Below are 13517 nucleotides of genomic sequence, written 5' to 3' on the forward strand. Positions count from 1 at the left end.
GGTGTGAGCCGCGACTACGACCTTACGCCGTCGTCGACAGCTCTTCGTCGATGTCGGCTTCGGCCATCTTCTCGACGAGGCTGTCGATGACCTCCTCGCGCATGCCGCTGACGAACTTGATGGAGCCGACGACGAGGTGGCCGCCACCGGAGACGCCGCCGCCGACGACTTCCTCGTTCAGTTCGGCGACCATCCGCGGGATGTCAAGGCGGACGCCGTCGGAGCGGAGGACGGCGAAGTCGGGACCGTAGCCGATGGTGATGACCGGCTCGCCCGTCTCTTGGACCTTGCGGTCGTGGAGCTTGCCCGTGGTCTTGCCCGGCGCGGGGTAGGTAAAGCGGTGAGCCCACTTGTCGAGGTCGATGCGGTAGAGGTTGGCCCCGCTGTCGAGGCGCTCGTGTTCGAGGTGCGGCTCGGCCGCCTCGAGCTGGCGGTCCACGTCGCGCTCGGCGCGCGTCGAGAGGAACTCGACGAGTTCGCGGTGGCGCTCCTCGTCGTCACAGCCGACGTTGAGCACGTCGTTGACGATAGACGCGCCGTCGTTGTAGCGAAGCCAGTGGGCGGCGTAGTCGAGCGCCTCGCCAACGTCGAGGAGCTGTTCGCGGTCGTAGCCCTCGTCCTCGGCGAGCGCGATGTAGTTGTCCATGACCTCCGCCTTCGAGCGGTCCGACAGCCCGGCGACGGCGGGGACGTGACGCAGTTCGTCGGTCACGTCGGGGTGAATCATCCGCGCGAGTTCGACGCACATCATGCCGGTCGTGATGCGGTAGTCCTCGTCGTGGAGGTACGGGTTGACGTGCGCGTCGAGGAGGTGGTCGACCGCCTCGGGGTCGGGGTGGTGGTGGTCGACGACCGCGATGGGCACGTCGTAGTGCGCGAGGTTCTCGTAGGCGGGTACGTCCTCCTCGGTCGACCCGTTGTCGAGCATGAGCAGGAAGGGGAGCCGTTGGCCGTGGCGGGCGCGACCTTCGAGCGCGAAGTTCAGGTCGCGGGTCACGTCCTCCATCTCGTAGAACGGGGCCTTGCTCGGTAGGCGCTTGAACAGGTGTCGCGGCGCGTCGGGGTCGTCGTGGACCTCGGTGATGAGCCGTTCGAGGGCCAACTGGACCGGGACGGACGCACACATGCCGTCGCCGTCGGCGTGGTGGCGGACGCGAATCGGGCGGCCTTCGAGGACCGTCCGGCGGAGCAGGCGCGCCACGTCTTCGAGGTCGCCGCGGAGCTTCTCGAACGCCGGCCACTCCACGAGCGGTTCGACCGGCTCGGGCTCGGCGCGCTCGTCAAGCGCGGCGTCGATACGCTGGCGGGCGTCGGCCGCGGTCTCGTCGTCGAGGACGGTGAGGCCGTCGACTTCGAGCTGACGGGTGCCCTCGTGGTCTTCGACGGTGCCGGCCATGCGGACCACGTCGTCGAGGTCGACTTCGGGGAACGCGCGGACGCCGGCCTCTTCGAAGGCGGCGGCGGCGACGATGCCGGAGTCGTCGGCGATGCGGAAGACGGTCGGGCCGCCGGTCTGCTTGATCTGCGTGACGACGCCCTCGACCGTGACCGAGTCGCCGACTGTGAGGTTGGAGATAGGCGTGATGGTCGGTTCGTGGTCGACGGTCAGCGTGCGGTAGTCGTCGGGCGTTTCCTCGGCGAACGCGATGTCGCCGTTCTCTCGGACGGAGTCGAGGCGGACGACCAGTCGGTCGCCGACCTCGTAGTCGGTCGAGAGGTTGGACTCGTGGATGAGACCGGAGACGGAGTCGGAGACGTCGACGAAGATGCCGTACTCCACGACGCCGTTGACGACGGCGTGGTAGTACGCGTCGGTTTCGACGTCGTCAGCGGTACAGTTCGGTGCGAGATCGTAGACGATAGGTCGTGCGTCCGAATTCGGACCCGAGTCGTCGCCGGAATCCCCGGCGTGCTCGTCGCTCATGGTCCCGCTAGGTTAGGGGGTAGTGTTAAGCTTTACAAAAGCATCTCGCGTGCGCGGCCGGTTCTCACGACTCGATTCGGCCCGAAAACTGCGGGAGTCGGGGAGTCAGTAGCCCAGTTCGTCCAGCGCGTCTTCGACGGACGGGACGTGGTCTGCCCCAAAGACGCGGACGTGTTCGAGGAGCGGAAACAGCGCGTAGACGGGTGACCGCACCTCGAAGAAGCCGTCGGCGATGGGTCGAGACTCGTCGTAGGCGTCGAAGAAATCGTCGCCGGCGGCGTCGAACCAGTCGATGTAGGCGAGTTCGACCTCCGGGTTGCCGTAGTAACACGCCGGGTCGAGGAAGGCGACGATGCGGTCGTCGCGGATGCGGAGGTTCGCGCCCCACACGTCGCCATGGACGAGTCGCGGGGCGGCCGGTTCGACGAGGAGGGCGTCGAGGTCGGCCGCGACCGACTCGATTCGCTCGGCTGTCGCGTCCGGGAGCCCCGAATCGAGCGCCGCCTCGGCCCACGGCAGGAGGCGCTGGTCGCGGAAGAACTCGACCCACGAGTCGGTCCACGGGTTCGGCTGGCGGTACGGCCCCGAGAGCGTGTCGTAGGGGAAGCCGAACGCCGGCGCGGTCGTCTCGTGGAGCGCGGCGAGGTGGGCGGCGAGGTCGCGCTCGGCGGCGGGGGTCAACTCGGACGTGCCCGCGACGTAGTCGAGGACGAGTAGGTCGGCGTCGGCGTGGTGGACCGCGGGAACCGGAAGCCCGGCCGCGCCGAGCGAGTCGAGCATCGCGGCCTCCACGTCGAGTGGCGTGTCGCCCACCTTCGCGACGACGGGGTTGCGCCCGTCGAAGTCGAGGCGATAGACGCGCCCGACGTGTCCACCGTCGAGTTCGGTCGTCGCGGTCGGCGGCGCGTCGGCGGCGAGCGCGCTCGTCACGCGAGCGACGAGATCGGAATCGAGCGTCACACCCGAGTTCGGGCGACCGCCGACCTCAGTATGGCGGTTCCGTTCCGGCGACCGACTCGGCGTTCCGGAACCCTTAGATGGAGCGCCCGCGGACGGTTCGGTATGCGACTCTTCCGGTCGCGGGAGGTCGTCGGCATCGCCGCCGACGCCCTCGACTTCGCGCTCGAAGCCTCTGCGGAGACGCATCCGAACGAGTACATGGGACTCCTCCGCGGCGAGGAGGCCCGCCGAGTCGGCGTCGACCGCGACGGCTACGTCGTGACGGACGTGCTCATCATCCCGGGGACCGTCTCGGACCCCTACAGCGCGACCGTCAGAAACGACCTCGTGCCGAACGACTTCCGCGCCGTCGGGTCGATTCACTCGCACCCGAACGGCGTCCTCCGCCCGAGCGACGCCGACCTCGACACCTTCGGGAGCGGCCGGGTCCACATCATCATCGGCTCGCCCTACGGCCCAGACGACTGGGAGGCGTTCGACCAGTCCGGCGAGGTCCGCGACCTCGACGTGCTCGACGTCGACCTCCCCGACCCCGAATCGTTCTTCGACTTCACGCAGGACGACATCGACGCGGAGTTGGACCGATGAGACGGGTCATCGCACAGGGCACCTTCGACATCCTCCACCCCGGCCACGTCCACTACCTCTCGGACGCCGCGTCGCTCGGCGACGAACTCCACGTCATCATCGCCCGCGGCGAGAACGTGACCCACAAGCCGAAGCCGATACTCGACGACCGCCAGCGCCGCGACATGGTCGCCGCGCTCGACGTGGTCGACGAGGCGCACCTCGGACACGCCGAGGACATCTTCGTCCCCATCGAGCAAATCGACCCCGACGTCATCGTCCTCGGCTACGACCAGCACCACGACGAGGACGGAATCAAAGCCGCCCTCGACGCCCGCGGCATCGACTGCGAGGTCACGCGCGCGACACCGCGCGAGCAACGCCACGACGACGAACTGCTCTCGACGGGTCGCATCATCGACCGCATCGTCGAGCGACGCTGCTGAGTTTCTGTCTGCGTCCGGAACGTCACCGACTGCGGCCCGCGACGAGTTCTCCGACAATCGACCGAACGAGCGCGAGCGTCGTCACTCGGCGGGGTGCGTCGAAAGAGAAGGGAGGATGCGTTACTGCGTGGAGTTCGTCGCGGTGGAGTTCGAGGACGATGACGACTCGCTGTTGGCCGACTGCTGCTCGTCGAGCCAGTTCTGGTACTCTTCCTGCGAGACGACTTCGACGGTGAAGTACATCTGGGAGTGGGCGACGCCGCAGTACTCAGTACAGTAGCCCTGGTAGGTGCCTTCCTCGTAGGCGACCGTCTTGATGGTGTTCGTCGAACCCGGCATCGCGTCCTGCTTGAGGCCGAGTTTGGGGACGTGGAATCCATGTATCACGTCCGTTGCAGTCACCTGGAAGTAGACGGGGCGGTCCTTGGGGATGACAATCTCGTTGCCCGACGAGAAGTTACCCTCTTCGGGGTAGTACATGTTCCAACCCCACTGGTAGGCCTCGGCCGTGACGACGACCGGGTCGTCGTCCATAGCGATGTCGTTGCCCTGGTGCGTGACGTTCTCGTTGGCCAGCACGCCGTAGGAGGCGACGCCGACGAAAAGCAGGATAATCGCTGTCGCGATGGTCCACGTGATTTCGAGCCGGCGGTTCTCCTTGGTCGGCAGTGCGCGCTCGCTGTTGCGGAACTTGATGACCGTATAGAGGAGGATGACCTCCACCAGCACGGTAATCGGGATAGCGACGTACAGCAGCTTCCCGTTGAGCTGATTGATAAGTTCCGACGTGGCGGACGCCTGCGCGGCGGCGGGGGTGGCAACGAGCGCCATCACGACCGTCGCGAGCAGGGACGCGAGCGCGAAACGCGTCTTTCTCATGCTGAGCGAGACTTAGGAACAACCGCATAAATGCGTACCGACTCTCGGCCCGCTGTTTATCAACCCGCCCCCGCCATATCGCGGGGAGCGGCACCCGAACGCGAGGCGGAAAAGCGCGGGTCCTAAATACGGGACGGCCCAACACGTCCGTAGGTGAATTTCGTGGCCACGAATCGCGATTCGAACACGTTCCACGGCCTGCTCGCCGCGACCGCGATGGGCGTCTATCTCCTGCTCATCGTCGGGGCGACGACCGCGCTCACGGACGCGACCGCCGCGTGTAGCGCGTGGCCCGCGTGCGGAGACGGCTTTTCGCTCCCCGCGACGCTCGACGGCTGGGTCGCCCTCGGCCACCGCGTCGCGGCCGTTCTCGTCGGCCTCCTCACGGTCGCCACGCTCGTCTCGGCGTGGCGGACCGACACGTCTCGCCGGGTGAGAGCCACCGTCACCGCGTCGGCGGTGCTTTACCCCGCACAGGCCGGACTCGGCGCAGTCGTCGCCACCGTCGGCGTCGGCCCCGCACTCTCGACGCTCCACTTGGTTCTCGGGATGGCTATCTTCGGCGGCCTCGTCGCCGCGCTCGCGTGGACGCTCGAAGCGGACACCGGCGACCCCGACGACGCGCCGGTCGGGACTCCGTCGATGAGCCCCCCGACCGACGACGGCGAGCGACCGCCCGTCCCGACCGAGCCTGTCGCCCGCGCGAAGGCGACGGTCAACGCGTACTTCCGGCTGATGAAGCCGCGGCTGATGTGGCTCCTCTGTCTCGTCGCGTCGGCGGCGATGGCGCTCGCCGGCACCGTCTCGCCCGGCCTCACGCCCGAGGTCATCGCGGCGACTCTCGGCGGCGGCGTCCTCTCTATCGGCGCGTCCGGAACGTTCAACCACGTCCTCGAACGCGACGTGGACCGCCGGATGCAGCGGACCAGCGACCGGCCGCTCGCGGTCGACCTCGTCCCCGTCCGCAACGCCGTCGCGTTCGGCCTGCTCCTGACGGTCGCGTCGGTGGCGCTGTTCGCGTCCGTCAACTGGCTCGCCGCCGTTCTCGGCCTCGTCGCCATCGCCTTCTACAGCGTGGTCTACACGCTCATCCTGAAGCCCAACACGGTCCAGAACACCGTCATCGGCGGCGCGGCCGGCGCGCTCCCGGCGCTCATTGGCTGGGTCGCCGTCACCGGCGACGTCGGCCTCGGCGGTATCGTCCTCGCCGTGGTCATCTTCATGTGGACGCCCGCGCACTTCTACAACCTTGCGTTGGCCTACAAGGACGACTACGCCCGCGGCGGCTTCCCGATGATGCCCGTCGTCCGCGGCGAGACCGAGACGCGAAAGCACATCCTCTGGTGGCTCGGCGCGACGCTCGTCTCGGCGGCCGGCCTCGCGGTCATGGACGCCCTCGGGGCAGTCTACCTCGTGACGAGTATCCTCTTCGGCGGCGCGTTCCTCTACTTCGTCGTGCGCCTGCACTACGAGCGCGACGACACCGCCGCGTTCCGGGCGTTCCACGCGTCGAACGCCTACCTCGGCATGCTGCTCCTCGCCATCGTCGTCGACACCCTCGCGCTCTGAGACCCGACCTATCCACCCACACATGGCAACCGCATCCGCACTTCCTCGCCCCTCGCGTGCCAGTCTGCTCCGCGCCGCCTTCGCCGTGAACACGACGCTGATTCTGGCGTTCGTCTACCTGCTTTTCACCGAGGCGAGCGTCGGCGCGCCGCGCTACGCCGTCTACGGCGTCGCGTGGGTCATCGTCGGCCTCTGGGTCATGTTCGACACCGACGTCGCGCCCGCCTCCGCCGCGACGAAGCGCAAGGCGGCCGCCGTCGCAGTCGGCTACTTCGCGCTCCTCGCAGTCGCCGGCGGCCTCGTCACCTCGCCTGTGCCCGGCGGCACGAACGGCGTTCGCGTCGCCTTCCTCCCGCCCGGATGGGGGCCGGCGTTCGTCTACGGCGGCGACCTGTTCAACCTCGTCCTCATGCCGGCGCGCGTGGTCGGCTACGCGGCGCTCGCGTTCCTCGTCTACGACACGGTCGTCGAGGCGGCGGGCGCGGCCGTCTCCGGCGTCGTCGGCCTGTTCTCCTGCGTCTCGTGTTCGTGGCCCATCCTCGCGTCGGTCACTACGAGCGTCTTCGGCGGCGGGACGGCCATCGCGGCGACCGTGACGACGCTGTCGTACGACCTCTCGACGCTGGTCTTCCTCGTCACCGTCGTCCTGCTCCGGTGGCGACCCGGCTTCGGGAAGTCGAAGTAGCGTCCCGGTACCGGTCTCGGTCACTCGCCCCCTCGCTTTTACGCGCTCGGCGTGAACGTCCGGACATGACCGAGGTCGAAATCGAATACTGCGTCCCCTGCGGGTTCCTCGACCGAGCGGAGCAACTGCAGCACGCGCTGCTCGAACAGTTCGGCGACCGACTCGACCGCGTGGCGCTCGTCACGGGCGACCACGGCGTCCTCACCGTCACCGTCGACGGCGAGCGCGTCTGGGACAAGTCGGAAGACGAGTTCGATCCGGACCTCGTGCTCCGGCGGGTCCGCCCGCACGTCGGCTGAGCGGGGCGGGACGTGAAGTCACTCGAACACGCCGTCGTCGGCGCAGTTGCTGGGACGGTCGCCGCGGTCGCGGTGGACCCGCCGGGGAGCCTGCCGCTTCTCGTCGGCGGCGCGGTCCTCGTGAGCGTCTTCGTCGACCTCGACCACTTCGTCATCGCCCGCGTCCAGCGCGGCGACTGGGCGAACCTGCGACTCGCGGTGACGAACCCGCGGGTCGGTCTGCTCGACCAAGAGCGGGTGTTCGAGGAGTTCGACACCGAGTTCGACCGGAAGCGCCTCCTGAGCCACCACCTCGTCGGCGGCGTCGCGGTCGGCGCGCTCGCGTTCTCGGGGCTCGGGTCGCTCGCGGCGTTCCTCGCGGTCGTACTCTACGTGCACGTCGTCTGCGACTTCTTGCGGGACCTCGGCATCGCGTGAAAAGAGTAGAAAGCCGCGGAAGTCAGTCCAGCTGCCGGTCGCCCGCGGTCGCTTAGTGGCCCCAGCGCCGACCGTCTTCGTCGTAGCGGGCGTTCATGATGCGCTCCCACTGGTCGGTCGAGATGTCCACGTCGGCCGCACCGACGTTCTCGTCGAGTTGGTCGGTCGTCCGCGCGCCGACGATGGGAACGACGGTCGCCTCGGGGTAGTCCATCAACCAGCGGAGCGCGACCTGCGCGGGGCTGGCGTCGACTTCGTCGGCGACGGCGCGAATCTCGTCGAGCACCTTCCAGCCGCGCTCGGAGACGTAGAACCGGTCGAACCGCTCGTCGAACGACCCGCGCGCGCCGTCGGGCGCGACGTACTCGGTCGGGTCGTCGGAGTCGGCGCGCTCGTACTTCCCCGTGAGGAAGCCGCCCGCGAGCGGCGAGTACGGACAAACCGCGATGTCTTGGTCGCCGCACACGTCGAGGTAGTCTTTCACGTCCTCGTAGTAGCCAGCGTGGAACAGCGGCTGGGTCACGTCGAAGCGGGCGTAGTCGTTGACGTCGGACTTCCACAGCGACTTCGTGAGCTGCCAGGAGGCCATCGTGGACGCGCCGAGGTAGTTGACTTTCCCCTCCTCGACGAGACCGTTGAGCGCCCGGAGCGTCTCCTCGATGGGCGTCTCCTCGTCCCAGCGGTGGATGTAGTAGAGGTCGAGGTAGTCGGTGTCGAGGCGGTCGAGCGTCCCCTCGATTTGGTTGCGGATGTGGGTCCGCGAGAGGCCGCGACCGTTGGGGTTGTCCTCGTCGAACGGGAAGTACACCTTCGAGGCGAGCACGTAGTCCTCGCGGTCGCGCTCGGCCAGCCAGTTACCGATGTACTCCTCGGAGGTGCCGTTCGGATTCCCGTAGACGTTAGCGGTGTCGATGAAGTTCCCGCCGCGCTCCTCGAACGCGTCGAGGAGTTCGTGCGCTTCCTCCTCGTCGGTCTCCAGAACGCCGCTGCTCTTTCGACCGAATCGCCACGTGCCGAAGCACAGTTCCGAGACGCGGGTGCCGGTCGACCCGAGTCGTCGATAGTCGAGGCTCATGGTCGATGTCACGACGGCCGGCGACTAAAGGGTGCGAGTAGCGGCGAGAGGTTCAGGTTTGTCCGTCGGCGTCGGGCGATTCGGCGCCGGGCGGTTCGGCGCGGGTCGTCTCCCGCTCGGTTTCGGTACGGTTCGCGTCTGCCTCGAACAACTCGCGTGTGACCGGCGCACCACCGAGCGCGAGCGCGAGGAGGAGAACTCCGAACCCGATGGTGAGGAATCCCTGCGACGGGTTCTCGGCGAGGGCCGCAAGGTGGAGGGCCATACCGACCAACGCGAGCACGACGGCGAACCGCTGGAGGACTGCGTCGTCCATGGCCGGACCACACGAGCCACCCAGGAATCCCTTGCGACTCGCCCGCACGCTTTTGCGGCTTCCGCGCGACTGGTACGGCATGTTCAGAGTCGCAGGTATCGGGCTCGGAAGCCTCGGCGTGCTGGAGTGCCGCTTGCTCGACGAGCTGGAGGGCGTGCGCGTCGTCGCCGGCGTCGACCCCGCAGACGAGGTGCGTGAGAAATTCGGCGACGAGTTCGACGTGCCGACCTACGAGACGACCGAGGAACTGCTGGACGCCGAGTTCCTCGACGCGGTGACCATCGCCTCGCCGCACACGAAGCACTTCGACCAAGCGCTCGCGGCGCTCGACGCCGACCTCCACGTCCACCTCGAAAAGCCGATGGTGACCGACCTCGGCGGCGCGCGGGCGCTCATCGACCGCGCCGAGGAGCGCGGCCTCACGCTCGCGGTCGGCTACCAGCGCCACTTCGACCCGCGGTTCCACGAACTGCGGCGTGTTATCGACAGCGGCCGCATCGGCGACCCGCACATGGTGGTCTGCCACCTCGAACAGGAGTGGATTCGCTGGACGAAAGACGAGTGGCGCGGCGACCCGTCGCTGTCGGGCGGCGGCCAACTGTACGACTCGGGGTCGCACCTCCTCGACGCGATGCTCTGGGTGACGCGCTCGACGCCGGTGACAGTCGCCGCGGCGGTCGACCACCGCGGCCACGACGTGGACGTGAACTCGGCGCTCGCGGTCGTCCTCGACCGCGACGGCGACCGCCTCACCGCGAGCGTCGGCGTCTCCGGCGACGGACAGAGCGTGCCGGAACCCGGCGAGTCGCTCCGCGTCATCGGCACCGAGGGCATGGTCGCCTTCGACGGCGAGACCATCGAGGTGACGGAGGGCGGAACCACCTACACCGCGACGCCGCCGACGCCCGACTTCGAGGAGTTGACCCGGAAGAAGCTCCGGAACTTCGTGGACGCCGCGCGCGACGAGGCCGACCTCGCCATCCCGGCCGAGGACGCCCTCCACGTGACCGCGCTGACCGAGGCGGCCTACGAGTCGTCGACGACGGGCAGACGGGTCAACGTCGACGGCGACGCCTGACGCCCTTGCCCAGGCCCCGAGTCCGGGCGAGTTACGGTGCGACCCTCAGACGCCGGTCAGCCGGTTCAGCGCACCCGACGACCCGGTGACAATCGGTCGGTCGCTGGTGCAGACGTACAGTTCGCCGTCGGGGGCGCGGCCGAACGCGAGGACGTTCGCTCCGCCGTCGTCGCGGTCCGCCACGGGAATCTCCGCGATGTTCCACGGACGCGACTCGCTCGGGCGGGCGGCGAACAGTCTCCCCTCTGACTGCCAGTCGGCGAAGACGTACGCGCCCGAGAGGTCCGGAATCGACTCGCCGCGGTAGACGTGGCCGCCGATGACGGCCACGCCAGACGGTCCGTCACCGCTGTGGGGGTACTCCAGCACCGGGTCGATGAGCGGCGCGCCGTCGGGCGTCTCGGCCGGGCAGTCGTCGGCGCGGAAGCAGTGTGCGCCCTCGCGGACGTTCCAGCCGTAGTTGCCGCCGCGCTCCAAGAGGTTCACCTCCTCCCACGCGCCCTGTCCCACGTCGGCGACGTAGCAGTCCTCGCCGTCGAACGAGAGCCGCCACGGGTTTCTGAGCCCCCACGCGTACTGCTCGTTGAGGCCGTCGGTGCCGACAAGCGGGTTGTCTTCGGGAATCCCGTAGGGCCGGTCGTCGTCGTCGCCGGAGACGCCGCCGGTCGAGTCCACGTCGATTCGGAGGACGCTCCCGAGGAGGTTCTCGGTCACGTCCTGCCCGTTGCCGCCCGGAACGGCGTCGTACCAGTCGTCGGCGTGACCGCGCCCCTCGTCGTTCGCGCCGCCGCCGTCGCCCGTGGCGACGTAGAGATAGCCGTCCGGGCCGAACGCGACGGCCCCGGCGTTGTGGTTCGACTGCGGTTGGGGCAGTTCGAGCAACGTCCGCTCGGAGTCGGCCGAGACGGTCGTCGCCTCGGGGTCGACCGTCAGTTCGCTCAGGACGAACGTGTGGCTGTAGTTGGAGGGCGTCCCCGACCGCCGCGGGGCGCTGTACCGGAGGTAGAGCCGCCCGTTGTCGGCGAACTCGGGGTGGAAGGCGACGCCGAGGAAGCCGCGCTCGTCGTAGCCGTTGAGGTCGACGACGCGGTCGGTGATGTCGAGATAGGGCTCGCTCTGTAGTCCCGAGTCGTCGTGCAACCAGATTCGGCCGGGCTGGTCCACGACGAACCGTCGGCTCCCACCGAACGCCTCGGGAATGGCCACGTCGACCGGCGAGGCGAACCCGGTCGCCAGTGTCTCGTAGGCGACTTCGAGGCCCGAGAGGGAGCCGTCGCCCCCGGTGTCCGTGGTCGCGGTCGAGCCGTCGGTGTCGTCGGATGTCGCGTCGCTGTCAGTCGTTCCGCCAGCGTCGTCGTCGTCGGTCGGGGCGCTCGCACAGCCCGCGAGGCCGCCGAGGAGGGTCGCGCCGGTCGCGGCGAGGAAGTGGCGTCGGGAACCGTTCATGTCGACGTAGAACGGCGCGACCGGAGTAAGGCTTGCTACGGTCGGGCCGGCGAGGCCTCCTCGTTCGCCCCGCCCCGCGACTCGAATCGAGCGGCGATTCCGAATCTCTTACCACCCGATGGTGACGACGGGTATGACATGGACGAGGTACTCGCCGCCGACGGCCTCAGGAAGTCCTACGGCGACGTGGAGGCGCTCTCGGGCGTCTCCCTGTCGGTCGCCGAGGGGGAGGTCTTCGGCCTCATCGGTCCGAACGGCGCGGGGAAGACGACGTTAGTTCGCGCCCTCACGGGCACGACCGCGGTGGACTCGGGGTCGGCGACCATCCTCGGGCACGACCCGACCGAGGTGGACCGCCAGCGCCTCGGCGTCCTCCCGCAGGAGTTCCGGCCCGCGGGCCGGCTCTCCGCCCGCGAACTCGTGGCCTACTACGCGGGGCTCTACGACGACGCCCGCGACCCCGACGCGGTGCTCGACGAGGTCGGTCTCGCCGACGCCGCCGACACGTGGTACGAGAACCTCTCGGGCGGCCAGCAGCGCCGCGCCTGTATCGCGCTGACGCTCGTCAACGACCCCGACGTGCTGTTCTTGGACGAGCCGACCACCGGTATCGACCCGGCGGGCCGCCGGTCGCTGTGGGGGCTCGTCGAGGATCTCGCCGCCGGGGGGACGACGGTGTTTCTCACCAGCCACTCCATGGAGGAGGTAGAGCGCCTCGCCGACCGCGTGGGCCTGCTCAACGCGGGCGAACTCGTCACGGTCGGCCAGCCGGACGACCTCGTCGCCGAGTACGGCGGCGAGAGCCGTCTCGTCGTCCGGACCGACGGCGACGGCGACGCGGCCCTCGGGTCGGTGTCGCTCCCGGCCGCGCTCGACGCGACGGTGTCGGGAGACGGCATCACCGTCCACGGCGTCGGCCCGCGCGACATCGGCGACGTGGTCGCCGCCTTCGACGACGCGGGCGTCGTCTACGAGTCGCTCGTCTGGAAACAGCCCGGTCTCGAAGAGGTCTACCTCTCTTTGACCGGCGAGCAGTTCGAGGCGGCCCGGCCCGCCGCGGCCGCCGCGGTCGGGGGTGACAGATGAGCCTCGCCGCCCGCGTCCGCTCGGAGTTCGTCGCCTCGTGGCACTCGTTCCTCCGGCGGCGGACGGCGGTCTTCTTCACGTTCTTCTTCCCCGCCATCATCGTCGTCATCTTCGGGGCACTCGTGCAGACCCAACCGACCGGCGGCGGCCTGTTCGCCGAGCCGAAGGAGTACTACATCGCCGGCTACCTCGCGGTCGTCGTGCTGTTCACCCCGCTGTCGCGCGTCGGGAGCACCATCGCTCGCCACCGCGAGGGAAGCCGCTTCGAGAAGTTGGCGACGACGCCGCTGTCCCGCGCCGAGTGGCTCCTCGCGCACTCGCTCGTCAACGTGGTCGTCATCGGCCTCGCGGCGCTGTTGCTCCTCGCGCTGTCGGCGCTCGTGACTGGGGCGTCGATTCCGCTGCGGCCCGCGACGCTCGCCATCGTCCCCTTCGTCGCGCTCGGCGTGACGCTCTTCTGCGGCCTCGGGGCCGTCATCGGGAGCGTCGCGGACTCGCAGGACGGCGTCATCGCCGCGAGCAACGCCATCGCGCTTCCCCTGTTGTTCCTCTCCGAGACGTTCGTGACGCCCGACCTGCTCCCGGCGTGGTTCGTCCCGGCGCTGAACCTCTCGCCGCTCACGTACTTCGCCCGCGGCGTCCGGGCGCTCACCTACGGCGGCGGTGACTGGGTCACCAACCTCGCGGTGCTCGCGGCCCTCGCGGTCGCCTTCTTCGCGGCGGGAACGATGGCGATTCCGCGGACCGACTGAGGAGGCGCGGACGCCGCT

The 13517-nt window shown here is 68.9% G+C and carries 15 protein-coding genes; 9 read left to right on the forward strand and 6 right to left on the reverse strand.

Translation table 11 applies throughout. The annotated features are described in order from the left end of the window. Window positions 1-22: 22 nt before the first annotated feature. Together C5B90_RS02350 and C5B90_RS02355 are read right to left on the reverse strand one after the other, a co-directional pair. Window positions 23-1924, reverse strand: a complete 1902-nt coding sequence (locus C5B90_RS02350; protein WP_115878801.1) for a DHH family phosphoesterase — start codon at window positions 1922-1924, stop codon at window positions 23-25. Between the two features lie 105 nt (window positions 1925-2029). Continuing rightward, entirely contained in the window at window positions 2030-2884 is an 855-nt protein-coding gene (locus C5B90_RS02355; RefSeq protein WP_115878803.1) for a fructosamine kinase family protein, read from the reverse strand. A 102-nt stretch (window positions 2885-2986) separates the two neighbouring features. Between C5B90_RS02355 and C5B90_RS02360 the strand changes: the two genes are divergently transcribed. Together C5B90_RS02360 and C5B90_RS02365 are read left to right on the forward strand one after the other, a co-directional pair. After that, window positions 2987-3472 (forward strand): Mov34/MPN/PAD-1 family protein, encoded by a 486-nt coding sequence (locus C5B90_RS02360; protein WP_058566687.1) that lies wholly within the window; start codon window positions 2987-2989, stop codon window positions 3470-3472. Next, entirely contained in the window at window positions 3469-3897 is a 429-nt protein-coding gene (locus tag C5B90_RS02365; protein WP_115878805.1) for an adenylyltransferase/cytidyltransferase family protein, read from the forward strand. The genes C5B90_RS02360 and C5B90_RS02365 overlap by 4 nt, the downstream gene beginning before the upstream one ends. Before the next feature lie 120 nt (window positions 3898-4017). Here the strand turns inward: C5B90_RS02365 and coxB are convergent, their stop codons facing one another. Continuing rightward, complete coding sequence (coxB, locus tag C5B90_RS02370) at window positions 4018-4776, reverse strand: cytochrome c oxidase subunit II (RefSeq protein ID WP_115878807.1); 759 nt, start codon at window positions 4774-4776, stop codon at window positions 4018-4020. Window positions 4777-4938: 162 nt separating this feature from the next. Between coxB and C5B90_RS02375 the strand changes: the two genes are divergently transcribed. The 4 genes from C5B90_RS02375 (at window position 4939) to C5B90_RS02390 (ending at window position 7746) form a co-directional block, all read left to right on the forward strand. Then, window positions 4939-6345, forward strand: coding sequence for a heme o synthase (locus C5B90_RS02375; protein ID WP_115880528.1), 1407 nt, complete (start codon window positions 4939-4941; stop codon window positions 6343-6345). 22 nt (window positions 6346-6367) lie between these two features. Next, window positions 6368-7030, forward strand: a complete 663-nt coding sequence (locus C5B90_RS02380) for a hypothetical protein (RefSeq protein WP_115878809.1) — start codon at window positions 6368-6370, stop codon at window positions 7028-7030. A gap of 65 nt (window positions 7031-7095) precedes the next feature. Beyond that, window positions 7096-7329 carry a SelT/SelW/SelH family protein gene (locus C5B90_RS02385; protein ID WP_115878811.1) on the forward strand — a complete coding sequence of 78 codons (234 nt, stop codon included), beginning with the start codon at window positions 7096-7098 and terminating at the stop codon, window positions 7327-7329. 12 nt (window positions 7330-7341) lie between these two features. Then, window positions 7342-7746: a metal-dependent hydrolase gene (locus C5B90_RS02390; RefSeq protein WP_115878813.1), complete on the forward strand. Its 405-nt coding sequence runs from the start codon at window positions 7342-7344 to the stop codon at window positions 7744-7746. Between the two features lie 52 nt (window positions 7747-7798). Here C5B90_RS02390 and C5B90_RS02395 read toward each other — a convergent pair whose 3' ends face one another. Both C5B90_RS02395 and C5B90_RS02400 read right to left on the reverse strand, forming a co-directional pair. Then, complete coding sequence (locus C5B90_RS02395) at window positions 7799-8821, reverse strand: aldo/keto reductase (protein WP_115878815.1); 1023 nt, start codon at window positions 8819-8821, stop codon at window positions 7799-7801. 52 nt (window positions 8822-8873) lie between these two features. Beyond that, entirely contained in the window at window positions 8874-9137 is a 264-nt protein-coding gene (locus tag C5B90_RS02400; RefSeq protein WP_233511866.1) for a hypothetical protein, read from the reverse strand. A gap of 79 nt (window positions 9138-9216) precedes the next feature. On the opposite strand from C5B90_RS02400, the gene C5B90_RS02405 reads away from it, so the two are divergent. Next, a complete protein-coding gene (locus tag C5B90_RS02405; RefSeq protein WP_115878819.1) occupies window positions 9217-10215 on the forward strand; it encodes a Gfo/Idh/MocA family protein in 999 nt (332 codons plus the stop codon). Window positions 10216-10260: 45 nt separating this feature from the next. On the opposite strand, the gene C5B90_RS02410 is transcribed toward C5B90_RS02405, so the two are convergent. After that, window positions 10261-11661, reverse strand: coding sequence for a sorbosone dehydrogenase family protein (locus C5B90_RS02410; RefSeq protein WP_115878821.1), 1401 nt, complete (start codon window positions 11659-11661; stop codon window positions 10261-10263). 138 nt (window positions 11662-11799) lie between these two features. Between C5B90_RS02410 and C5B90_RS02415 the strand changes: the two genes are divergently transcribed. Both C5B90_RS02415 and C5B90_RS02420 read left to right on the forward strand, forming a co-directional pair. Further along, window positions 11800-12747: an ABC transporter ATP-binding protein gene (locus C5B90_RS02415; RefSeq protein ID WP_115878823.1), complete on the forward strand. Its 948-nt coding sequence runs from the start codon at window positions 11800-11802 to the stop codon at window positions 12745-12747. Continuing rightward, the gene (locus C5B90_RS02420; RefSeq protein WP_115878825.1) at window positions 12744-13499 is read left to right on the forward strand and encodes an ABC transporter permease; all 756 of its coding nucleotides are present in this window, start codon (window positions 12744-12746) and stop codon (window positions 13497-13499) included. Before C5B90_RS02415 ends, C5B90_RS02420 begins: the two co-directional genes overlap by 4 nt. Window positions 13500-13517 lie beyond the last annotated feature (18 nt).

Source organism: Haloferax sp. Atlit-12N (assembly GCF_003383095.1).
Classification (GTDB): Archaea; Halobacteriota; Halobacteria; order Halobacteriales; family Haloferacaceae; genus Haloferax.